Origin of the sequence: Micromonospora sp. DT48, assembly GCF_049844495.1 — a bacterium.
Taxonomy (GTDB): domain Bacteria; phylum Actinomycetota; class Actinomycetes; order Mycobacteriales; family Micromonosporaceae; genus Micromonospora.
Map to the genome: position 1 here is coordinate 22669 of NZ_JBNCLE010000013.1, position 21300 is coordinate 43968.

Annotated in this window: 20 protein-coding genes; 9 read left to right on the forward strand and 11 right to left on the reverse strand. The window is 69.7% G+C overall.

Going from position 1 to position 21300, the window contains the following annotated elements; translation table 11 throughout:
- Positions 1-82 precede the first annotated feature (82 nt).
- Positions 83-961 carry a hypothetical protein gene (locus ACLQ2S_RS17190; protein ID WP_425702034.1) on the forward strand — a complete coding sequence of 293 codons (879 nt, stop codon included), beginning with the start codon at positions 83-85 and terminating at the stop codon, positions 959-961.
- Positions 962-1154: 193 nt separating this feature from the next.
- Entirely contained in the window at positions 1155-1892 is a 738-nt protein-coding gene (locus tag ACLQ2S_RS17195) for a phosphotransferase family protein (protein ID WP_155218804.1), read from the forward strand.
- A gap of 42 nt (positions 1893-1934) precedes the next feature.
- On the opposite strand, the gene ACLQ2S_RS17200 is transcribed toward ACLQ2S_RS17195, so the two are convergent.
- Positions 1935-2840: a helix-turn-helix transcriptional regulator gene (locus tag ACLQ2S_RS17200; RefSeq protein ID WP_155218806.1), complete on the reverse strand. Its 906-nt coding sequence runs from the start codon at positions 2838-2840 to the stop codon at positions 1935-1937.
- Between the two features lie 132 nt (positions 2841-2972).
- Between ACLQ2S_RS17200 and ACLQ2S_RS17205 the strand changes: the two genes are divergently transcribed.
- The 5 genes from ACLQ2S_RS17205 to ACLQ2S_RS17225 all read left to right on the forward strand — a co-directional run bounded on the left by ACLQ2S_RS17205 (position 2973) and on the right by ACLQ2S_RS17225 (position 8359).
- Positions 2973-3878, forward strand: coding sequence for an oxidoreductase (locus ACLQ2S_RS17205; RefSeq protein ID WP_155218808.1), 906 nt, complete (start codon positions 2973-2975; stop codon positions 3876-3878).
- A gap of 100 nt (positions 3879-3978) precedes the next feature.
- Positions 3979-4521 (forward strand): PadR family transcriptional regulator, encoded by a 543-nt coding sequence (locus ACLQ2S_RS17210; protein WP_425702035.1) that lies wholly within the window; start codon positions 3979-3981, stop codon positions 4519-4521.
- Positions 4518-5243, forward strand: a complete 726-nt coding sequence (locus tag ACLQ2S_RS17215; RefSeq protein ID WP_425702036.1) for an ABC transporter ATP-binding protein — start codon at positions 4518-4520, stop codon at positions 5241-5243. Before ACLQ2S_RS17210 ends, ACLQ2S_RS17215 begins: the two co-directional genes overlap by 4 nt.
- Position 5244: 1 nt before the next feature.
- A complete protein-coding gene (locus ACLQ2S_RS17220) occupies positions 5245-7008 on the forward strand; it encodes an FtsX-like permease family protein (RefSeq protein WP_425702037.1) in 1764 nt (587 codons plus the stop codon).
- A gap of 301 nt (positions 7009-7309) precedes the next feature.
- Positions 7310-8359: a hypothetical protein gene (locus ACLQ2S_RS17225; protein WP_155218815.1), complete on the forward strand. Its 1050-nt coding sequence runs from the start codon at positions 7310-7312 to the stop codon at positions 8357-8359.
- Positions 8360-8373: 14 nt separating this feature from the next.
- On the opposite strand, the gene ACLQ2S_RS17230 is transcribed toward ACLQ2S_RS17225, so the two are convergent.
- Entirely contained in the window at positions 8374-9219 is an 846-nt protein-coding gene (locus ACLQ2S_RS17230) for an SDR family NAD(P)-dependent oxidoreductase (protein ID WP_425702038.1), read from the reverse strand.
- Between the two features lie 189 nt (positions 9220-9408).
- On the opposite strand from ACLQ2S_RS17230, the gene ACLQ2S_RS17235 reads away from it, so the two are divergent.
- Together ACLQ2S_RS17235 and uppS are read left to right on the forward strand one after the other, a co-directional pair.
- Positions 9409-10077 carry a CDP-alcohol phosphatidyltransferase family protein gene (locus tag ACLQ2S_RS17235; RefSeq protein ID WP_155218820.1) on the forward strand — a complete coding sequence of 223 codons (669 nt, stop codon included), beginning with the start codon at positions 9409-9411 and terminating at the stop codon, positions 10075-10077.
- A gap of 18 nt (positions 10078-10095) precedes the next feature.
- Entirely contained in the window at positions 10096-10902 is an 807-nt protein-coding gene (gene uppS / locus ACLQ2S_RS17240) for a polyprenyl diphosphate synthase (protein ID WP_309223373.1), read from the forward strand.
- Here uppS and ACLQ2S_RS17245 read toward each other — a convergent pair.
- From ACLQ2S_RS17245 to ACLQ2S_RS17285, 9 genes are all read right to left on the reverse strand, one after another.
- Positions 10810-11730 carry a phosphatidate cytidylyltransferase gene (locus ACLQ2S_RS17245; RefSeq protein WP_155218822.1) on the reverse strand — a complete coding sequence of 307 codons (921 nt, stop codon included), beginning with the start codon at positions 11728-11730 and terminating at the stop codon, positions 10810-10812. The genes uppS and ACLQ2S_RS17245 overlap by 93 nt on opposite strands.
- Positions 11731-11796: 66 nt before the next feature.
- Complete coding sequence (locus tag ACLQ2S_RS17250) at positions 11797-12513, reverse strand: hypothetical protein (RefSeq protein ID WP_155218824.1); 717 nt, start codon at positions 12511-12513, stop codon at positions 11797-11799.
- A 64-nt stretch (positions 12514-12577) separates the two neighbouring features.
- Positions 12578-13789 (reverse strand): iron-containing alcohol dehydrogenase, encoded by a 1212-nt coding sequence (locus tag ACLQ2S_RS17255; RefSeq protein ID WP_155218826.1) that lies wholly within the window; start codon positions 13787-13789, stop codon positions 12578-12580.
- Between the two features lie 102 nt (positions 13790-13891).
- On the reverse strand, positions 13892-15352 hold the full coding sequence (locus tag ACLQ2S_RS17260) for an NAD-dependent succinate-semialdehyde dehydrogenase (RefSeq protein WP_155218828.1): 1461 nt from the start codon (positions 15350-15352) through the stop codon (positions 13892-13894).
- Positions 15353-15558: 206 nt separating this feature from the next.
- Positions 15559-16629: an ABC transporter ATP-binding protein gene (locus ACLQ2S_RS17265; RefSeq protein WP_425702039.1), complete on the reverse strand. Its 1071-nt coding sequence runs from the start codon at positions 16627-16629 to the stop codon at positions 15559-15561.
- Positions 16629-17696: an ABC transporter ATP-binding protein gene (locus tag ACLQ2S_RS17270; RefSeq protein WP_155218832.1), complete on the reverse strand. Its 1068-nt coding sequence runs from the start codon at positions 17694-17696 to the stop codon at positions 16629-16631. Before ACLQ2S_RS17270 ends, ACLQ2S_RS17265 begins: the two co-directional genes overlap by 1 nt.
- The gene (locus ACLQ2S_RS17275; RefSeq protein WP_155218834.1) at positions 17696-18610 is read right to left on the reverse strand and encodes a carbohydrate ABC transporter permease; all 915 of its coding nucleotides are present in this window, start codon (positions 18608-18610) and stop codon (positions 17696-17698) included. The genes ACLQ2S_RS17270 and ACLQ2S_RS17275 overlap by 1 nt, the downstream gene beginning before the upstream one ends.
- Positions 18610-19542, reverse strand: coding sequence for a carbohydrate ABC transporter permease (locus ACLQ2S_RS17280; protein WP_309223374.1), 933 nt, complete (start codon positions 19540-19542; stop codon positions 18610-18612). Before ACLQ2S_RS17280 ends, ACLQ2S_RS17275 begins: the two co-directional genes overlap by 1 nt.
- Before the next feature lie 14 nt (positions 19543-19556).
- Entirely contained in the window at positions 19557-20942 is a 1386-nt protein-coding gene (locus ACLQ2S_RS17285) for an extracellular solute-binding protein (protein WP_309223375.1), read from the reverse strand.
- Positions 20943-21300 lie beyond the last annotated feature (358 nt).

Sequence of the window (21300 nt, forward strand, 5' to 3'; positions counted from 1 at the left end):
CGCGTGTTGCCGGACCAGCACATGCGCAGGGCTGGACCTGCCGGTCGGCGTCCTCGGCGTCGATCATGGCAGTATCGCGGACATGTCCGAACCGGGGAACCTGGTGCCGTTCCGGTGGGACCTTGTCTCGCCGGACGAACTCGGGTCGCTGTTGACCGGCACGAGTACGCCGGATCTGTGGTTCCTCGATGATTTGACGGCCTGCGCGGGAAAGGTGCTGGCCCGCAGCGGCAACGGTGACCTGGTCTTCGTCGGCAGAAGCCTGGACTCGATGTTCGACCTGCTCAGCGGCGCTGTCGACAGTGACAGCGAACGTCGGTTGTGGCGGCTGCCGCTGTCCTTCCAACGCACCGGCGTCGGCGCCGGGCGTCGGTGGCGACGACGTGCCTTGACACCAGCCGAACGTGCCCGGGCCCGGGAGATCCTCACGGGCGTACAGGTGACGCCGCACAACCTGGCGCGGCGGCGACGGCCGGTGACGTTCGTCGACGTGGTCGACGGCGGGAACACCTTCACCGACCTGTTCCACCTGCTGCGGGACTGGATCGACGAGCAACGCGAACCGTGGCCGGTGATCCGGCGCAAGCTGCGCTTCGTGGGCGTGACCGTCCGCCACAAGACCAGCCCGAACACCTATCGCTGGCAGCAGGAGGCCGCCTGGACGCGGCAACTACCGGCGCAGGCGGTGGTCAACGTGTCCCTCGACGGAACCGTCTGGTCGTACTTCGGTGACTACCAGACCAAGTTGACCCGCTCGTGGCGGCCGGACCGCTGGCTGGCCGAGGTCGACGGTCCCGGCCGTGACGAACGCACCCGGCAGGCGCTTGCGGAGGCTGCGGCGCTGGTGGCCTATGGCCGCAGCCGTTCCGGCCGCCACGCCCTGGCCCGCGCGATCGGCCGGGAACCGGCCCTCGCGCAGTCCTGGCTGCGTACCCTCGTCACCGACCTCAACGCCGGGTGAGTCGTTCCCGCCTTCTCTCCAGCGGCTGTGGCGCCCGATCGACACCTGAGCAGCGAGCCGTTCGCACCTGACCGCCGTCGGCTGACCTCAGGCTGATCCACGAGCTTCCGGAACAGTGGCCGCCGGCGGCGACGTGCTGCGTGCCCTCTTACAGGTAATCCATGATCATGCTGAGCCTCCGACAATGGTCGGCATGGATGAGGTCGAGGTCGTCGTAGCCCACAGTGAGCGCGCGACCCTGCGGGTCGGCGATGTGTTCCTGAAGGTCGACAGTGATCAGGCCCGCATCGATGTGGAGGTCGAGGCGATGCGGCTGGCGCCCGTCCCGACCCCCGAGGTGCTGTGGCGCAAGCCGCCCGTCCTTGCCATCGCCGCCGTCCCCGGCCAGGCACTCGGCTGTCTCGGTGAGCCGTCGCCCGTGTCACCGGCGGCGTGGGCCGCGACGGGCGAGGTGATCCGGACGCTGCACGACGCGCCACCGCCGCCGTGGGTCGGCAAGAAGCTGGTCGGGCTGGACGCGGAACTCGACCGCGAATGCGCCTGGCTCGTCGACAGCGGTGTCCTACCGACCGACCTGGTCGACCGCAACCGCGAGATCGCCGAGGCCGCCCTTCGGCCGTGGACGCCGGTGTTCATGCACGGCGACCTGCAGATCACCCACATCTTCACCGACAACGACGAGGTCACCGGTGTGATCGACTGGTCCGAGGCGGCGCCCGGTGATGCGCTGTACGATCTGGCCGTCCTGACCCTCGGGCACGAGGAGCGCCTCGACGATCTCCTCATCGGTTACGGCACCGACGTCGACCGGGACGTGATTCGCGCCTGGTGGTCGCTGCGCAGCCTGCTGGCATCCCGCTGGCTGATCGAACACGGCTTCGACCCGGACGCGCCGGGCTGCGAGTTCGACGTGTTGAGATCGCGGATGTGAGCCGGCGGCCACGAGGTGGCACCGAGGGCGCGGCCGGACCTGTCACCGTACGCCGGGATCACCGGACACACCCTGCCGTGCGGGGCCCACGCCCACCGGCGTCGCGTGCAGCGACGCCAGGAGCTGTAGGCGGTCCGCGTCGGCGCTGCCCGGCTCGGCGGTGAAGACGAGCATGACGGGGCCGGGGTTTCCCGGCAGCGGGTACGTGTCCCAGGCCAGGACGATGTCGCCCACCTCGGGAACCCGGAAGGTCTTCGTGCCGCTGACCGCCTCGCGTACGTCGTGCTGGGCCCACAGCCGCCGGAACTCGGCGCTGCGGATGCTCAGCTCGCCGACGATCGCGGTGGCGCGCGGATGGGTGGGGTCGGTGGCGACGGCGGCACGCATCATGCCGATGTAGTCCAGGGCCTGCCGTTCCCAGTCCGGGCAGCTGCGCTCGCCGGTCAGCGTGTCGTCGAACAGCAGCAGGAGCATGTTGAGCCGGTCGGTCGGGTAGACGTCGGGGTCGCCGAGCAGCGCCTGCGCCATCGGGTTCCAGTCGAGCAGGTCGAGGTGCCGACCGAGGACGACCGCAGGGGTGTCCATCACCCGCAGCAGGCGCCGGGTGCCCTCCGGCACCCGCTCCGGATCGCGGTTCACCCGGGCGGGCACCGACCGGCGGGCGGCGTGGGCGAGGGTGAACAGGTGCCGGCGTTCCCCGTCGTCGAGGCCCAGCGCGCCGGCGATCGCGTCCAGGACGTCGTCGGACGGGCGTACCTCCCGGCCCTGCTCGATCCGCTGGTAGTAGTCGGTGCTCAGCCCGGCCAGCAGGGCCAGCTCCTCGCGCCTGAGCCCGGTGACCTTGCGTCGGCCGCCCGGTTCCAGGCCGACGTCGTGCGGACGCAGCCGGCTGCGCCGAGCACGCAGGAAGTCGCCGAGTTCGCGAGCGTACGGCTGGAGGCTGTTCATGCCGCAAGTGTGCAGCGGCCCGGACCGGCGAAGGTAGGACCCGCAGACCTAGGCAGCCGAGAACGATCGAACCGGAGTGGACCGGTCCTAGCGTCGGTGGCCCAGCGCACCGACACCTCCCAGGAGCAGCAGATGACCGGATGGACCGCCGACCGCATCCCCGACCAGCGTGGTCGGGTCGCCGTCGTGACCGGCGCGAACTCGGGCCTCGGCCTGGTCACCGCGACCGAACTGGCCCGCCACGGCGCGCACGTCGTGCTCGCCGTACGCGATGTCGCCGCCGGTGCGGACGTCGCCCGGCGGATCGGCGGCGACGTCGAGGTGTACGAGTTGGACCTCGCCTCGCTCGCCTCCGTGCGGGCCTTCGCGGCCAGGCTGACCGGCGACCATCCGGTTATCGACCTGCTGGTCAACAACGCGGGCGTGGTGTTGCTCGGCCCGCGCCGGACCACCGTCGACGGATTCGAGCTGCACCTCGCCACCAATATGCTCGGCCACTTCGCGCTGACCGGCCTGCTGCTCGACAACCTGGCTGCGGCGCGGGAGGCCCGCGTGGTGAGTCTCAGCTCGATCACGCACAAGAACGCGCACCTGGACTTCGACGATCTGATGTTCGAACGTGACTACCGGGCAGCGTCGGCCTACGGCCGGTCCAAGCTCGCCACCACGATCTTCGGCGTCGAACTGGACCGCCGTCTGCGCGCGGCCGGAGTGCCGATCGTCAGCGCGTTGGCCCACCCCGGTCTCACCCGCACCAACCTGACTCCGCGTGCGTGGGAGCACCGTGGCCGGTTCGGGCGGCTGATCGCGTGGGCCGGGCTGCTGGCGACCCAGCCGGTGCGGCAGGGCGCACTGCCGCAGTTGCGTGCCGCGACCGAGCCCGGTGTGCGCGGCGGCCAGTTCTTCGGCCCCTCCGGGCTGTGGGAGACGCGGGGCCGGGTCACCGAGGCCCGGCTCAGCCGGGCCGCCGCCGATCCGGTCGTCGGCAAGCGGCTGTGGGCGGCAGCCGAGGCCCTGACCGGCGTCGACTACCGCTGATCTGATGCCACCGCCCCGCAGCGGTACGGCGCGGCTCGGGATTGACAACCCTATAGCTAACGGCTATCTATTAGCGGTCTGGAGCGAGGGGTGTGCTGGGGTGCAGGACGTGGTACTGGCCATGCTGGCCAAGGAGCCGGCGCACGGGTACGAACTACGCCGCCGCCTGCGTGACGCCCTCGGTCCGCTGGGCGACACGATGAACGCCGGGCAGATCTACGTGACGCTGGCCCGGCTCGGTAAGGCCGGACTGGTGACCTCCGAGCGAGCCGACGGGCTGCCGGACCGGCCCGACCGTCGCGTCTACGCGTTGACTCCGGCCGGACAGCAACGGGTCGCCGGCTGGCTGGCCGAGGTGAGCTGGCCGAAGCCCGACCTGACGGAGTTCCATCTGAAGCTGGTGGCTGCTGCGGCTGCCCGGCTGGCCGATCCCGTGGCACTCGTCGACGCACAGCGGCGCGAGGTACTGCGCCGGCTGCGCGACACCCAGCTCGCCGCACTGGACAGGTCGGTGGATCCGATCGCCGGATTGCTGCTGGAGGGTGTGGTGCTGCGGCTGCGGGCCGACCTGGAGTGGCTGGAGGCATGTGAGCGGATGTGGGCCGATCGTGATCGGACGGGGCGGAAGGCGCAGCAGGCATGACCGGTTCGATGGCGTTGCGGGCACGCGGGCTGACCAAACGGTACGGCTCGGACAACACCCTCGTACGGGCGGTCGACGAGGTCGACCTGGACGTGCCCGCCGGGCAGACGTTGGCGGTGATGGGCCCCAGCGGGTGCGGCAAGTCCACCCTGCTGCACCTGCTCGGCGGCCTGCAACGCCCGACCGGTGGGCAGGTGTGGCTGGCCGGGGACCGGATCGACACGCTCAGCGAACGGGCGCTGGCCCGGCTGCGGCGGGACCGGGTCGGCTTCGTCTTCCAGTCGTTCCACCTCATGGACGAGCTCACCGCGGTCGAGAACGTCGAGTTGGCGGCGCTACTGGCCGGCCGTGCGCCGGGACGGGCCCGCAGACGGGCGATGTACCTGCTGGACCGGGTCGGGTTGGCCGACCGGGCCGCCCACCTGCCCTCGGCGCTGTCCGGCGGGCAGCGCCAGCGGGTCGCGATCGCCCGCGCGCTGAGCAACGAGCCGCTGGTCGTACTCGCCGACGAGCCCACCGGCAACCTGGACAGTGCGGCCACCCTGGAGGTGCTACGGCTGTTCGCGGAGTTGCACAGCGCCGGGCAGACCCTCGTGGTGGTCACCCACGACGCCCGCATCGCCGCCGTCGCCGACCGGGTGATCTCGATGCGGGACGGGGCGTTCGCCGACGACAGCCGCTTCGCCACCACCACTGGGAACGTCTACGACGGGCGGCGCTGACATGTCCGGTCGCCTCCTGCTCATCTGCCGGCTGCTGATGCGAAGCCTGCGCCGCCGCCGGACCGAGACCCTGCTGCTTTTGGTCGCCATCACCGCCACCACCGCCACGCTGACCCTCGGCCTCAACCTCAACGAGATCGCCGATCGGCCGTACCAGCAGACCCGGGCCGCCACCGCCGGACCGGACGTGATCATGACGCCCCTGGCCACCGGTCAGGCCGCGTTGGACGAACTCGCACCGCTGCCCGGCGCGGCCGGCGTCGCTGATCACAGCGGGCCGTTCCCGATCGCCTACCTGACCATGACGGCTGCCGGTGGGTCCGCGCACGCCGTTGTCGAAGGCCGGGACGTCGTACCGGACTCGATCAACCGGCCGGCGGTGACCGACGGCACCTGGGTACGCCCGGGCGGCGTGGTCGTCGAGAGCGCCTTCGCCGACGCCCTCGGCATCCGCGTCGGCGACACCGTCGACATCGAGGGCCATCCGCTGTCCGTGGCCGGGACCGCGGTCACCGCCGCGAGACCGACGTATCCGTACGCCGGGTGGCACTACTCCGGCAGCGTGCTGGTCGAGCGCGGCGGCCTGGTCTGGGTCGAGCGCGGCGACATCGCCACGCTCGCCGACGGCAAACCGCTGTCGTACACCCTGAACCTCAAACTCACCGACCCGGCGGACAGCGTCAACTACGGCGATCGCCCCCACGCGACAACCTGGCAGGAGATCGGCCGGCTCAACGGTCGGCTGTACCGGGACGCGCAAATGACGCTGCTCGTCGGCAGTTGGCTGCTCAGCGGCCTCGCGTTGGCCGGTGTCGCCGGCATCGTCGCGGGCCGGATCATCGGGCAACGCCGTCGGGTGGGGCTGCTCAAGGCCGTCGGTGCCGGACCGGCCGTGATCGCCGCCGTCCATCTCGCCGAGTACCTGCTCATCGGGCTCACCGCCGCCGCGACGGGCGTGGCCGTGGGCTGGTCCGTCGCACCCGTGCTGATCCGCCCCAGCGTGGGGCTCGTCGGCTCGGTCAACGCCCAGCCGCCCGCGCTGCGTACCGTGGTCGCCGCCACGCTCCTCGCCCTGACGATCGCCGTGGCGGCGACCCTGGTGCCGGTCGTACGCGCCGTCACCACCAACACCGTCCACGCACTGGCCGACGCCGCGACGCCACCGCACCGTCGACGGTGGCGGATCCGGCTGTCGCGGCTGCTGCCCACCGCCCTGTTGATCGGGGTACGGATCAACGCGCGCCGGCCGCGCCGTGCCCGGCTGGTCACCGTGAACGCCCTGATCACCACGACCGCACTCGTCGCGGTACTCGTGGTCAACGGCCAGGTGGAGCGCTTCGACCTCGGCTACACGGAACTCGCCAACCCCCGTAGCGAGCGGATGAAGCAGGCGCTGCTCGTCGTCATCGTCGTACTCTGCCTCCTCGCGCTCATCAACGCGGTCGTGAGCGCCTGGACGGCTGTCCTCGACGCTCGGCAGCCACTGGCCGTCGCGCGGGCGCTCGGGGCCACGCCCGCGCAGGCCGGCATGGGCCTGGCGGCAGCGCAACTGCTTCCCGCCCTACCCGGCGTCGTGGCGGGGATCCCGTCCGGCCTCGGGCTGCTCACCTTCCTCAGCCGGGACGAGGTCCATTACCCGCCCACCGTCTGGCTGCTCGGCACCGCGCTCGGCGTCCTACTCGCCATCGCCGTGCTCGCCGCCATTCCCGCAATGATCGCCGCACGGCGCCCGGCCGTGGACGCGCTGCGATCCGCGCTGACCTGACAGCCGCCACCCGCCGACGGTAAGCAGGCCGCCGGCTACCCTGCTCCGATTCGGCGTCGCGCTACGAACGCCGTCGAGGATTAGATCGAACTCGGGGCGGCATCGATCACGGATACGACCTCGACGAGCGCCGGCACGGACAAAGGCCAGCCCTTGGCGCTGCCGCAGATGCCGACCAATACCGCCAGTCCCGCCGGTGCAGGGCGCGGTCGAATTGATCGAGGATTTCGAGGGACTGACGTTTGACGTCGCGCTCTACGCTCGGGCCAGTCACGTGCGTCAGTCTGCGAACGGATGTGATATGACCATCACACGCCAGGTGCCGACTCTGGTGACGCCGGTAGAGCGGGGCTTCGACCGCATGTTGGCGGTGCGTCTCGCGCGGATGGGTCATCCCGGAGATCGGCAGTGGCCCGGTCTGCTGCGGGCGTTGGGCCCGTGCGCGCTCGCCGCGAGTCTGCCGCTCTACATCGAGGTGACAGCGCGACTCTTCGCCCCCACGTACGCGTTGCACACGTTCGAAGCCGTCTCCTGGGTGGCGATTCTGTCGGCCCTCAGCGTGTTCGGTCTGCTGTGCGCGTGGTGGGTGTGGACCCTCCTGGCGGAGACGGCTCCCCACCTCGACGACCTGATTCGGGATTCTTCGCTGCGTGCGGCGCTGGCCGACGCGCTGATGCGGTTCATGTCGGTCCGGCGTCAGCTCGTGGTGACGGTGGCCGGTTCGGTTGCCTGTTGCCTGCTGCTGCGGTTGATCCAGCCGTACATCGTGGACAACCTCGAGATGGGGCCGGTGTCGTACCTGGCGATCTTCTGGTCGACGCTGATCGGCGGCAACTGCGCGTACTGGATGGCGTTCTTCGTCTATTTCGCCAGCCGCATCCTGCGCTCCAGCGACCTGAACCTGGTCTGGCACTCACCGGCCAGCACTCCCGCCATCGCCCGGATGAGCACCGGGTACGCCTTCACCACGACGGTCACGCTGATCGCCCTGCTCGCGGTGGAGTTGCTCTCCATCAGGGCTTCGACCTACGGCTCCAGCGCCGTGCTCGACTCGGTCATCAGGGCCGTTCCGCCGATCGCGGCGGTCTGCGCGCTGGCTACCGGAATCATCCCGCACATGCTGTTGTTCGTGGCCGTCCGCAATGCCCGCCAGGCGACCCTGTTGGCGATGCTGCCGCTGACCGGGGCGGAGCCGCCGACGACCGCCCAGGAAGTGAAGTCCGTCCAGGAGAACATCGCGCTGTATCGACTGGTGGAGACGAGCCCGGGGCTGCCGTTCAACACCGCGGCGATCGTGCAGTACGGTGCCGCCATCTTCGGCTCGATCGTGGCCTTCTTCCTGAGTACGTGATCGTGGCTCACCCGTCAGCGCTGCTCGTTGTGGCCCTGATGGCCGGCGATCTGCTTGTCGATCCGTGACTGGTAGCTCGACCGGGAGGAGGCTTGTGCCTCCAGGCGTACCGCCCGTCGGGCGGCGTCGCGTGACCAGCGGGGGGCCATGGTGTCCAGGGTGGCGAGGAGGCCGGACCATCGTGGTACGGCGACTCGGGCCGGGGGGCGACGTCGAGTGAGCGCCCGTGCCACGGCTGCGCTCACCAACTCGGTGCCCTGGGTCGGCATGCCGCCGAGGGTCAGGCCGGCAGCCATCTCCGTGCGGACGAAGGTGGGCAGCACGGCGGTGACGCCCACACCGTGCCCGGCGAGTTCGAATCGCACGGCGTCGGACATCGCGATGACGGCGGCCTTGCTGCCGCTGTAGACGGCGGCGCCGGGGCAGGGCATCCGGCCGGCTATGGAGGCGATGTTGACGATGTGGCCGGAGCCGCGTTCCACCATCTCCGGTATCACCAGTCGCATGCACCGTACGACGCCGCCGAGGTTGACCCCGATCTGTAGGTCGTGCTCGACGGGGGAGAGCGTGCGGAACTCGCCGGGAATGAGGACGCCGGCGTTGTTGACCAGTACGTCGATCGCGCCCAGTCGGGTTCGCGTCTCGGTGAGGAATTCCTGCACCGAGTTCTCGTCGGTGACGTCGAGGGGCAACCCGAGCGCGCCGAACCGGGCGGCCTGTTCGCGGGCCGACTGGGTGTCGATGTCGCCTATCGCGACGTGCGCGCCCATTGACGAGAGGCGTTCGGCGATGGACCTTCCGATGCCTTGTGAACCACCGGTCACGACCGCGACGAGTCCGGCTATGCCTCGACGGCGCATCCGCACCACATCCGACGCGTGGAAGCTGACAGCGGCGATTGTGCTGCTGTGACCTTACCACTCTGCGGCGGTGGGGTATGCCATTCTGATCTTGGTAATCGGCACGGTTGTACGGGATTCAGCCATGGCGGTCGCTCCACTCGGACGCTACCGTGAGCGGGACAATTGCAAACCTGTGGGAGGCCGTTGGTGGCTGAGCCCGGAATCGGCGCGCGGGTGGCGACGTTCTTTCGTCATGACATCTTCTCCTCAGGGGCCCGCGGTGGCACGACGCCCACCGCGACCGACCAGGTATTCACCTGGGCGAATGGCATCACCTTCATCCGCCTGGCCGGAATGCCGGTCATCGTCTATCTGATCATCGGGCGGGGTGCGTACGGCGTCGCCTTCGTTCTGCTCTGGACGTTCGCGGCCCTGGACGTCCTCGACGGATATCTGGCTCGCCGGCTGAACCAGGTGACCCGCGTCGGCACCTGGCTCGACCCGATCACCGATCGGGTGACGATCGCGGCTCTGGTCGTGTCCCTTCTCGTGGTGGACCTGCTGCCTTGGTGGGTGGCGCTCGGTGTGCTGCTGCGCGAGCTGACCCTGGCACTCGTGGTCGGCGTGATCACCCGAGGCGCGATGGCCAGGCCCGTCACCCGCAGCGGAAAGATCGGGACACTGGCACTGCTCGTCGGCCTTCCCGGGTACCTGCTGCCGGCGATCGACCTGCCGTGGGCGTCGGTCCTGCACGCCGGCACGCTGGCCCTCACCGTGCTCGGCCTCGTGCTCTACTACGCCTCGCTCGTTCAGTACGCTCGGGCCGCCCTCGCCATCCGACCTGGTCGGTCCCGGCGGCAGCCAGAGCGCGTGTAGCGGGCGTCGAACGTCGACGTGGGAGAGTTCCGGCCGACGGGGGAGTTGCCCCGGCACGTCGCCTGCATCATGGACGGCAACGGCAGGTGGGCGACCCGGCGGGGGCTGCCCCGGTCAGCCGGGCACGCGGCCGGTGTCGCCGCCGTGCTCGGCTGCGTGGACGCGGCGCTCGACCTGGGGGTGCGGTGGTTGACGCTGTTCGTGTTCTCCACCGAGAACTGGAGTCGGCCGAGTCCCGAGGTCGCGGCGATCATGCGGCTCAATGCCGAGGCGATCCGGCAGTACGGCGAGCTACTGCTCGCCCGGGGCGTACGCGTGCGGTACATGGGCGTGGAGGACGCCCGCATTCCGCCGGAGGTGCTCAACGAGATCATCGCCATCGAGCGGGTGACGGCCGCCAACACCAGGCTCACCGTGACGTTGGCCTTCAACCACGGTGGCCGATCCGAACTCGTCAACGCCGTTCGCGCGATCGTCCGGGCGCAGGTGTCGCCGGACGACATCACCGAGCAGCTCCTCGGCGAGTTCACCCAGTACCCGGACATGCCTGACGTCGACCTGTTGATCCGCACCTCGGGCGAGCACCGGATCTCCAACTTCATGCTGTGGCGCGTGGCGTACGCGGAACTCATGTTCGTCGACACCCTCTGGCCCGACTTCACCGGTGCGCACCTGACCGAGGCGGTTCGGCGCTACCAGCGGCGGTGCCGGCGGTACGGCGCTGTCGGTGACCTACCGGGTGAGCAGCAGGACGACGGCGAAGGCCAGTGGGATGCTCAGGAGGAACGAGTCGAACCGGTCCAGCAACCCACCGAAGCCGGGTAGCACGGTGCCCGCGTCCTTCACTCCGGCGTCCCGCTTGACGACACTCTCCACGAGGTCGCCCCACACCGCGCCCACGCTGAGCGCGACGGCAAGCGCGACAGCCACCGCGAGCCCCCAGCGATCGGGCACCAGAGGCCATTGCAGGGCGAGCCCACCGGCGACGCCCAGGACGGCACCGCCGACACCACTCCAGGTCTTCTGTGGGCTGACACTCGGGGCGAGCCTGGGTCCACGGATGGCGTTGCCGAACAGGTAGGCACCGGCGTCGGCGAACACCACGGCGGTGCCGGCCACGACCAGGAACCGCAGCCCCCACGGTTCGGCCTGACGGGCGAGCACGACGACGGAGAGGCCCAGGCCGATGTAGAGGTGGCCGAAGACCACCGCGCCCAGCTGCCGGTGCGCGTCGGCGACCCGGCCGGTCAGGATCGGCACGGCGGCGACCACCAGGACCAGCGCCGGGGGGAGCGCGAGCAGCAGCGTCGGCTGTCCGGCCAGCGCCACCACAAGGGTGACCAGGCAGTACGCGGTCAGCAGCACGCGGTACGGCCGGTCGAGTCGGGCCAGCACGGCGTACTCGCGTACCGACTGCGTCACCACCACCGCGACCACCAGGGCCAGTGGCACCGCCCCCGCGAAGACGGCGAGCAGGAGAACGGGCGCCACCCACACGACAGTCAGCGCCTTGGCCGCGAGCGGTGAGTGTGCTCCTCGCCGTACCGTTCGCCAGTGCCGCCACAGCAGTGCCGCGACGACCACCGCGAGCACGGTGCCGAGCCGCCAGGCGGTCCCCGGCAGATGGGGGTTGGCCAGTGGATTCTCGATCATCCGACGGGCTCCTTCGAGGCGTACGGCCGCGACCCGGCGTCGCCTGTGGCCGCTGGCGGCGCAGCCCTAGACGACATGGGTGTAGACCGCTGTCGACAGCAGGCCGAACCAGTAGACGACCAGGTAGTAGACCAGCAGGGGCTCCCGTCGCCGACGCCACCACAGAGCCAGTGCCGCCACCGCCAGCGCGGCCACCACGTACAGGTCGAGCCCGATCGGTTCGAAGGACAGGTTGGCGAAGACGGCCAGGCCGAAGACGATGCCGTTGCCGAGCAGCGCGGGTACGTGCCAGCCGACGGCCGGCCGGGTCGTGGGGTACAACGGCACCGTCAGCAGCACCGCCAGGTTGATCAGGAGGAAACCGCTGAAGAAGACCCAGTGGGAGAACTCGTCGTCCTGGTAGACGATGATGGCGCACATCTGATCGAGGTCAGCGCCGCAGAAGCGACTGTGCAGATAGTTCGTCACCTCGTGGCTGCCGTAGCCGGCACCGAGCAGGTAAACCCCCACCACGAAGACCACCGACAGCGCCCGGTCACCGGACCGCCGGGTCGCGCCGCTGCGGGTCACCTCGCGCAGGCCCATCGCGACCAGCACACTGACGACCGGCAGGACGAGCATGTTGAGTAGGTCAGTCCAGCGCAGGAACTGGTTCGGTGCGACGTAGCCGGTGGTGATCCCACTCAGCCGGTTGATCGACAGCAGCACCACGACCAGCGACTGCACGCTGAGCAGCGTGTGGATTCGCCGGATCCGGACAGCCGCGTCGGCAGCGATCGGCACTCCGTCATGATGACAGGTGAGGTGCCCGCTCGTTCCTCGACGAGGCCGGGCACGGAACCCGGCGTCAGATGATCCGATCCCCGGTCCAGGCCGCTTCGAGGATCGCGGTCAGGCTGGCGGTGTCGTTGGGGCCCGGATGGTTCTGGATCAGGCGGGTGACGCCACTGGCCATCTGCGCGAAGCGTGGGAGGTCGGCGCGGGCCACGCCGATGTCCGCCAGGGTGGGCGGGATACCGATCTCGGCGAGGAACCCGTCGAGCCAGGTGAGGAAGGCGTCCGTGGCCTCGGCCTCCGAAGCATCGGTCACGTCTAGCCCACACACCCGGGCGAGGACGGCCAACCGGTCGCCGATGGCGTCCCTGGCGGCGTCCAGCGCGTAGGGCAGGAGCAGCCCGACGCCAAGGCCGTGTGGCGTGTGCGTGGCCGCGCCGATCGGATATTGGAGGGCGTGTGGGGCTCCGGTGCCCGCGTGGGAGAAGGCGATCCCGGCGAGCATCGAGCCGTAGGACATGTCCGCGCGTGCCTCGGTGTCGCCGCCGTCGCGGACCGCGCGAGGCAGGCTACGGGCGATCCGCTCGGCGGCCAGGAGCGCGTAGTGGTCGGTGACCCGGTTGCGGCCGAGGAACACCTGCTCCACCGGGTCACGCGGTCCGTGGGCCCGGGGCCGCGCCGTGTAGCTCTCCACGGCGTGGCAGAACGCGTCGATACCGGAGTGGGCGGTGACGGTCGTCGGGCAGGTGTATGTGAGTTCGGGGTCGACGATGGCGAAGTCGGGCACGATGTGGACGCTGGAGACCCCCACCTTGAGTTCGCGGTCCGGGTCGGTCAACACGGAGACGGGGGTGAGTTCGGAGCCGGTGCCGGACGTCGTCGGGACCGCGACGAGGGGGATCGTCGGCCCCGGCACCTTCGCCTCGCCGTAGTAGTCGCGCGGCGTGCCGCCGTGCCGCCGGATGACGCCGACGATCTTGGCGAGGTCGATCACCGTGCCGCCGCCGATGGCGAGGGTCACGTCGGCGTCCACCTCGGCGGCGACCGAGACGGCCCGGTCGACGTCGGTGAGCGGCACGTCTGGAGTCGCCTCGGAGAACACCGCGACGACCTCGACCCGCTCTCGCACGGCGGCCACGATCTCGGCCACACCCGGCTGGTCCAGCAGGACCCGGTCGGTGACGATGAGGACTCGCGAGCCACTCTCGGCCACCACTCGCGGGATGTTCTGTGCGACCCCTTCGCCGACTATCAGCTGGCGCGGTCCGCGGACGGTCTCAAGCATGTCTGTGCCTCTCCGGAACGTCGGCGGCGTTGTGCGTGGGGGAGGTCCGGGCCACCCGCGTGACCCACACGGCGTCGGCGGGTGCCCGCAGCGGTGGGCCGGTCACGGTAGGTCGATCGCCGCGTAGGTGAGGTCGAGGTACTCGAGGATGCCCTCGTGCGACCCCTCCTTGCCGAACCCGGACTGCTTCACGCCGCCGAACGGAGCTGACGGCTCGGACAGCAGGCCACGGTTGACGCCGACCATCCCGGTTTCCAGCCCTTCGGCGAACCGTAGCGCCCGCTGGAGGTCACGGGTGAAGACGTAACCGACCAGACCGTGCTCGGTGTCGTTGGCCTTCGCCATCACCTCGTCGTCGGACGTGAACGAGACGATCGGCGCGACCGGCCCGAAGATCTCCGCCCGGAGCATCCGCGCGTCCTCGGGTACGTCGGTGAGGACGGTGGGCGGGTAGAAGTGACCCGGCCCGTCCGGCCGCTCGCCGCCGACCACGACCCGGGCACCGCGACCGACCGCGTCGGCGACGAGTTCGTCGATCGTGGTGACGGCGGTGTCGTCGATCAGCGCCCCGACGTCCACACCGTCGTCGAGACCGTGGCCCACCGAGAGCGCGCCCATCCGCTCGGCGAAACGTGCGGTGAACTCCTCGCGTACCGGCTCCTCCACGTAGATCCGGTTGGCCGCGATGCAGGACTGCCCGATGTTGCGCATCTTGGCCACCATGGCGCCGTCGACCGCGACGTCCAGGTCCGCGTCGGCGCACACGATCAAGGCCGCGTTGCCGCCCAGCTCCATGGAGGTACGCAGCACGTTGTCGGCTGCCTGGCGGAGCAACAGGCGTCCGACCTCGGTCGACCCGGTGAACGAGAGCTTGCGGGTCCGACTGTCGGCCAGCAGTGCCGAGACCACCTTGCCGGACCGGGTGGTGGTCACCACGTTGACCACGCCCGCCGGGACGCCGACCTCCTCCATCACGCGGGCCAGTAACAGCATGGTCAGCGGGGTCTGGGCCGCCGGCTTGGTGATCGTCGTGCAGCCCGCCGCCAGCGCGGGAGCGATCTTTCGGGCGCCCATGGCCAACGGGAAGTTCCAGGGCGTCACGAAGACGCACGGTCCGACCGGCTTCGGCACGGTGAGGATGCGGTAGCCACCGGCGGGAGCGGTGCGGTAGCGCCCCTCGACGCGTACCGCCTCCTCGGCGAACCAGCGGAAGAACTCGGCGCCGTAGGCCACCTCCGCCCGCGCCTCGACCAGCGGCTTGCCCATCTCCAACGTGATCAGCCGGGCGAACTCCTCGGACCGCTCGGTCAGGGCCTGGTACGTCGCGGTCAACAACTCCGACCGTTTCCGTGGCGGGGTCGCCGCCCACTGCGCCATGGCCCTGCTCGCCGCGTCCAGCGCGGCGAGCCCGTCGCCGACGTCGGCGTCCGCCACCTCGGCGATGGTCTTGCCGGTAGCCGGGTCCTCGACGGTGAAGGTGGCTCCGGTTGTGGCGTCGCGCCAGGCGCCGCCGATGCGCAGCCGCCGGTGCTCGGGGGCCAGGACGTTCGTCGGGTCACTCATTGCGTCGCCTCCTGTGATGATCTCCGGCGTGCCTCAGCGATCGCGTACGCGTAGACGGGCGGGTCGGTGGTGGTGGTCCGGTCCCCAGGCGACGCGGGCCGCCGGTCGCCCCGGGCCACCGGCGGTCGCCACGTCGTCGGATCGAGCCCCGGGGTGACGGTCCGTCGAGGTTCGGCTGCCGGGGCGTACACCGCCACCCGGCGCGGTCACCGCCCGGCTAGCGACAGCCCGGTGTCCGCGTCGAACAGGTGGGCCCGGTCCAGGTCGACCGTGACCTGCCGCCGTTCGCCGGGTGTCGCGGTGACGGTGGGTCGTGCCTTGACCTTGAGGATCTCCGTACCCACCTGGACGTCGACCACCGTCCGGTCACCGAGCGGCTCAAGTCCGTAGAGTTCCCCCGACAACGACGCGCTCCCACGCTGCTCGACGGACAGGTCCTCGGCGCGTACGCCCAGCAGCAGCGCACGGCCGTCCTCGACGGTGGACCAGCGGGGCCGCGGCAGCGTCCAGCCCTGCGCACCGACGAGCCGATCTCCCTCGGCGCGGCAGGCGAGCAGGTTGATCGGCGGGCTTCCGACGAACCCGGCGACCCACGTGTTGGCGGGACGCTCGTACACCTCGGTCGGCGTTCCGACCTGTTGCACCTTCCCCTCCTTCAGCACCGCCACCTGGTCGGCCATGGACAGGGCCTCGACCTGGTCGTTGGTCACGTAGATGAAGGTCGCCCCGAGGCTGCGGTGGATGCGGGTGAGTTCGGTGCGCATCTCGACGCGGAGTTTGAGGTCGAGGTTCGTCAGCGGCTCGTCCATGAGGAATGCGTGCGGGCTGCGGACCAGCGCCCGGGCCAGGGCGACCCGCTGCATCTCACCGCCGGACAACTGCGCGGGACGCCGCTGTAGCAGACGTTCGATGTGCAGCAGGTTCGACATCCGCTCGACGGCGGCGGCGATCTCGCTCGGCGAACAGCGGCGTGCCCGCAACGGCGACGCGATGTTCTCGTACGCGGTGTGGCGGGGGTAGAGGGCGTAGTTCTGGAAGACCATGGCCAGGTCGCGTGCGGCCGGGGAGTCACCGGTCGCGTCCCTGCCGTCCAGATGCACCGACCCGGCGTCGAGTTTCTCCAGGCCGGCGATGGCTCGCAGCGTCGTCGTCTTGCCGGCCCCGGAGGGCCCGAGCACGACGAAGAACGAGCCGTCCGGCACCTCCAGGGTCACCCCGTCGAGGGCCTGGACCTTGCCGAAGGACTTGCACAGCCCGTGCGTTGCCACGGTTCCCATCAGGCCACCAGTTCTTCCGTGCTCACGTCGTAGACCGTCGGGTTGCCGCCGGTGTGCCGCAGCCCGACCGGTGCGTCGGCGGCGAACCGGACCGTCGGTGGCATCCGGACCCGTACGTCGTGCCCGCCGCCGTGGTCGACGACGTAGATGATCTCGTCGCCCAGCCACTCCGCCGAGACCACCCGGGCCGGGACCGACCCGTCCGCCCCCGGTTCGGTGACCTCCAGCGCCTCCGGTCGGACCCCGGCGACCAGGCGACGGTCGCGCGGCAGGCCCGGCGGTGGCGTGAGGGCCAGCCCGCCGGGACTGCGTAGCTTCCCGTCGGCCACCTCCACCTCGATGAGGTTCATCGGCGGAGAGCCGATGAACGCGGCGCAGAAGAGACTCGCCGGACGGTCGTAGACCTCCAGCGGTGTGCCGATCTGCTCGACGCGGCCCTTGTTGAGGATGGCGATCCGGTGACCGAGGGACATCGCCTCGACCTGGTCGTGGGTGACGTAGACCATCGTCGTGCCCAGTTCCCCCTGTAGGTGCTTGATCTCCGTGCGCATGTCCGCCCGCAGTTCCGCGTCCAGGTTGGTGAGGGGTTCGTCCATGAGAAAGGCACGTGGTCGTCGCACCAGGGCGCGGGCCAGCGCGACGCGCTGCTGCTCGCCGCCGGACAGTTGGCGCGGTCGCCGGTCCAGCAGCGGGCCGAGCCGCATCAGTCGGGCGGCCTCGTCGACCCGTTGGCGGACCTCCGCCTTGGGTAGTCCCTCGGCCCGCAGCGGGAACGCCAGGTTGTCCCGGGTCTTCAGGTGCGGGTAGAGGGCGTAGAACTGGAACACCATGGCGATGTCGCGTTCGGCGGGCGGCAGGTCGTTGACCAGCGTGTCGCCGATGTGGATGTCGCCCGTCGTCTGCCGCTCCAGGCCGGCTATGGCCCGCAGCGTGGTCGTCTTGCCGCAGCCCGACGGGCCGAGCATCACGAACAGTTCACCGTCGCCGATGGACAGGTCCACGTGCTTGACCGCGACCGTCCCGTCCGGGTAGCGCTTGTGCAGCGCGGTCACCTCGATGCCCGCCATCAGCGTCGCACCGCCCCGAGCGTCACACCGGCGACGAGGTGCTTGCGGACCAGGTAGGCGAATATGAGCACCGGTAGGGCGAACACCACGGAGGCGGCGGCCACCAGTCCCCAGTCGACGGTGGTGCCGCCGATCAGACCCGCGATGGCGGGTGGGGCGGTCCGGACCTCGTCGCTGGAGGTGAGGAAGATGGCGAACACGAACTCGTTCCACGAGAAGATGAGGGCGAAGACCGCCGTCGCGGCGATGCCGGGTACGAGCAGGGGAAGGGTGAATCGTCGGAACGCCTGTAGACGGGTGTAGCCGTCGAGCATGGCGGCGTCCTCGTACTCCGCGGGCACCTCGTCGACGAAGCCCTTCATCATCCAGATGGTGAAGGGGAGGTTGAACGCGGCGTAGATGAGGATCAGGCCGAGCTTGGTGTCGATGAGGCCGACCTGGCGGTACATGAGGAAGATCGGGATCACGACCACCACGGGCGGCATGAAGCGGGTGGACAGGATGAAGAACAGCTGGTCCTTCTTGGCCTTGACGGCGAAGCGGGAGTAGGCCCAGGCGGCCGGAACCCCCAGCACGGTGGCCAGCGTCGTCGAGACCCCGGCGACCAGTACGGAGTTGAGGAACGCCACGGACAGGTCCGAACGACCGCCGCCGGGGGCGATGAACACGTCCCGGAAGTGGTCCATGGTGACCGTGAAGCCGAAGAACTGGGCCGGGACGGCGTAGACGTCCCGGTTCTCCTTGATGGATGTCTCGATCATCCACAGCACCGGGAACAGCATCACCACGGCCAGCACGGCCAGCAGCGCGACCTCCACCACGGATCGACCCCGGCCGCCGCCGAAACGACGCGTGGCGGGCCGGCGTTGCCGGGTAGGACCCGGGGACACGGCCTCGTCGACGGAGACGGCCATCAGCCCTCCTTGAGTTTGTTCAGGTAGCGCAGGTAGAGCTGGGTGAGGACGATGACGACGAGGACCATGAGGATCCCGTACGCCGAGGCGGTTCCGGTGTTGAAGCCCAGGAACGCGACCTTGTAGACGTGGAACGACAACGTCTCGGTGGAGACACCCGGGCCTCCGTTGGTGAGGATGTAGACGAGGTCGAACAGCCGGAACGCCTCGATGGCCCGGAACAGCACGGCGATGAGCAGCAGCGGCCACACCAGCGGCAGGGTGATGGTGCGGAACCGGAACCACTCGGACGCCCGGTCGATCGAGGCGGCCTCGTACAGGTACTTGGGAACCGCGGTGAGACCGGCGAGGGCGATGAGCATGATGAACGGCGTCCACTGCCAGGTGTCGACCACGATCAGGGAGATCAGCGCCGTTCGCTGCCGGGTGAGCCATTCCACCTGCCCGATGCCGAGCGAGCCGAGCATGCTGTTGATCACGCCGAACTGCGCGTCGAGCATGAACCGCCAGAACAGGCCGACCACGACCGGTGAGAGCATCATCGGCACCAGGAACAGGGTGGTCAGCACTCCTCGCCCACGGGTACGCCGGGAGATCAGGTAGGCGATGGTGAAACCGAGGACCGTCTGCAGGGTGACCGCGCCGACCACGTAGATCAGCGTGGTCAGGGTGCGTTGGTGGACCTGCGCCGACGTCAGAACTGCGGTGTAGTTGCCGAACCCGACCCACCGGGCGGGCCCGCCACGGGTGGCCGAGTAGTCGGTGAAGGACAGGTACAACGCCCACAGCAGTGGGAACACCGACATGGCGAGCAACAGCAGCAGCGCGGGGGAGATGAAGGCGACGGCGAGCCCACGGTCGCTCAACCGGCGGAACCGCCCCCGGGCAGGCGGCGTCGTGGACACCACCTGCCCGGGGTCCTCGGCCGTCACAGGTACGGGGTCACTCACAGTCCGCCGCCGCCCTTGCGGTTGCTGGAGTCGAGCACGGCCTGCTGCTCCTTGGCGATGTCGTCGAGCGCCTGCTGCGGGCTCTTCGCACCGTTGAGGGCCGCGTTCACGTTGGTGTTCTCGATGTCGACGAGGCGGGCGTACTCGGGCACGTTCCACATGTCCCGCATGCGCGGCACCGAGTCGGCGTACACCTGGTTGAACGGCCCGGCGTTGAGGAACTCGGGTGATTCCAGGGCGTCGGTACGCGACGGCACACCACCGGCGGCGGCCCACTTCTTCTGGATGTCGGCGCGCTCGAACCACTTCATGAAGTTCAGGGCCTCAGCCTGGTTGTCCTTGGCGGAGTAGGCGGACACGTGCATCCCCATACCGCCGAGCGGGACCAGGTCGGTCTTCTGGCTGGGCAGAGTGGCGAAACCGAGCTTGTCGAGGATCTGCTCCCGGGTGCTGCCGAGGGTCGACTCCTTCGGATCGAGCAGGCCGCCGCTGGCGGCGATCCAGTTGAACGCGATGCAAGCCTTGCCCTGGGCGACCGCCGCGTTCACCTCGTCGATGAACCAGTTTCCGGAGCCCTTGGCGGTCAGCGGCTTCATCTTGTTGACCAGGACGTCCATCGCCTCCTGGCCGGCGGCGTCGTTCAGGACGCCCTCGATCTTGCGGTTCTTGGCGTCCCAGAGGTTGCCGCCGTAGACGCCGTTGACCGTGTTGTAGGTGACGGCCGCGGCGTCGGAGCCGTTGGCCTGGTGGAAGGCCAGCCCGCTGACGCCGGGGTTGTCCGCCTGGCACTTCTCGGCGACTGAGATCATCTCGTCCCAGGTCTTGGGTGGCTCGTCGCCGATCAGATCCTTGCGGTAGATCATCGTCCAGGTGTCGCCGAGCAGCGGCAGCCCGTACAGGCTGGCGTTCTCGTCGCGCTGGCCGGTCTCCGCCTGGGGGAACTGGCCGTAGGCGGCCAGGAGGTACGGGTTGTAGGCGTCGACCTCGATGTTGTTCTTGACGAACTCGGTGATGTCGAGGATGTTGCCGTTCGTCACGGCCTCGCCGATGTGCTGCGAGTCGAGGATCGCGATGTCGAAGTCGGTCTTCCGCGCGGCGAACTGGGTGAACATCGCGTCGTGCCAGTTCGCGTTCGGCACGGTGTTGACCTTGATGGTGACGTTCGGCCGTTCCTTCTTGTACTCCTCGTTCGCGAAGGCTTCCAGCGCCTGGGCTGGCGGCCATTCGAACCAGATGAAGCTGAGGGTCAGCGGGTCCGTGGTGAGCTCCGGGATGGTCGCCGGCGCGGCGGGGGCGCTCGTCGTGGCACCGTCGTCCTTGCCGTCACCGCAGGCCGCCATGGTCGTGGCCACCAGCAGCATGGCTGCGGTCGCCAGCTGCACCTTTCGGCCGGGACCGGACAATCGTCCTGTTCGCTTCGGATGTCGCATCTTCTCGCCTGCTTTCTGCCGGTGGGGAGTTCTGGGACCTCGCTATGTGCTTCGCCGACCAGGTGCTGGTTGTTCGGGGCGTGTCGTGCGGGCCGGGTCGCGGCCCGGTGTCCCGCGTACGCCGCGCTTTACTGGATCTTGTCGTCGAAGTCCGTCGGCCTGTCTGTGGCCCGGGGCCGGACCGAGCAGGGCGTCGCCGCACGCTCGTGGGAGCTCCAGGCGATCGAAGGAAAGCGATCGCGGGCCGGCTCCGCGACGTTGCAGGACGGCGAGCCACCGCTACATTTCCTATACGATCCGGTTGGGGCGT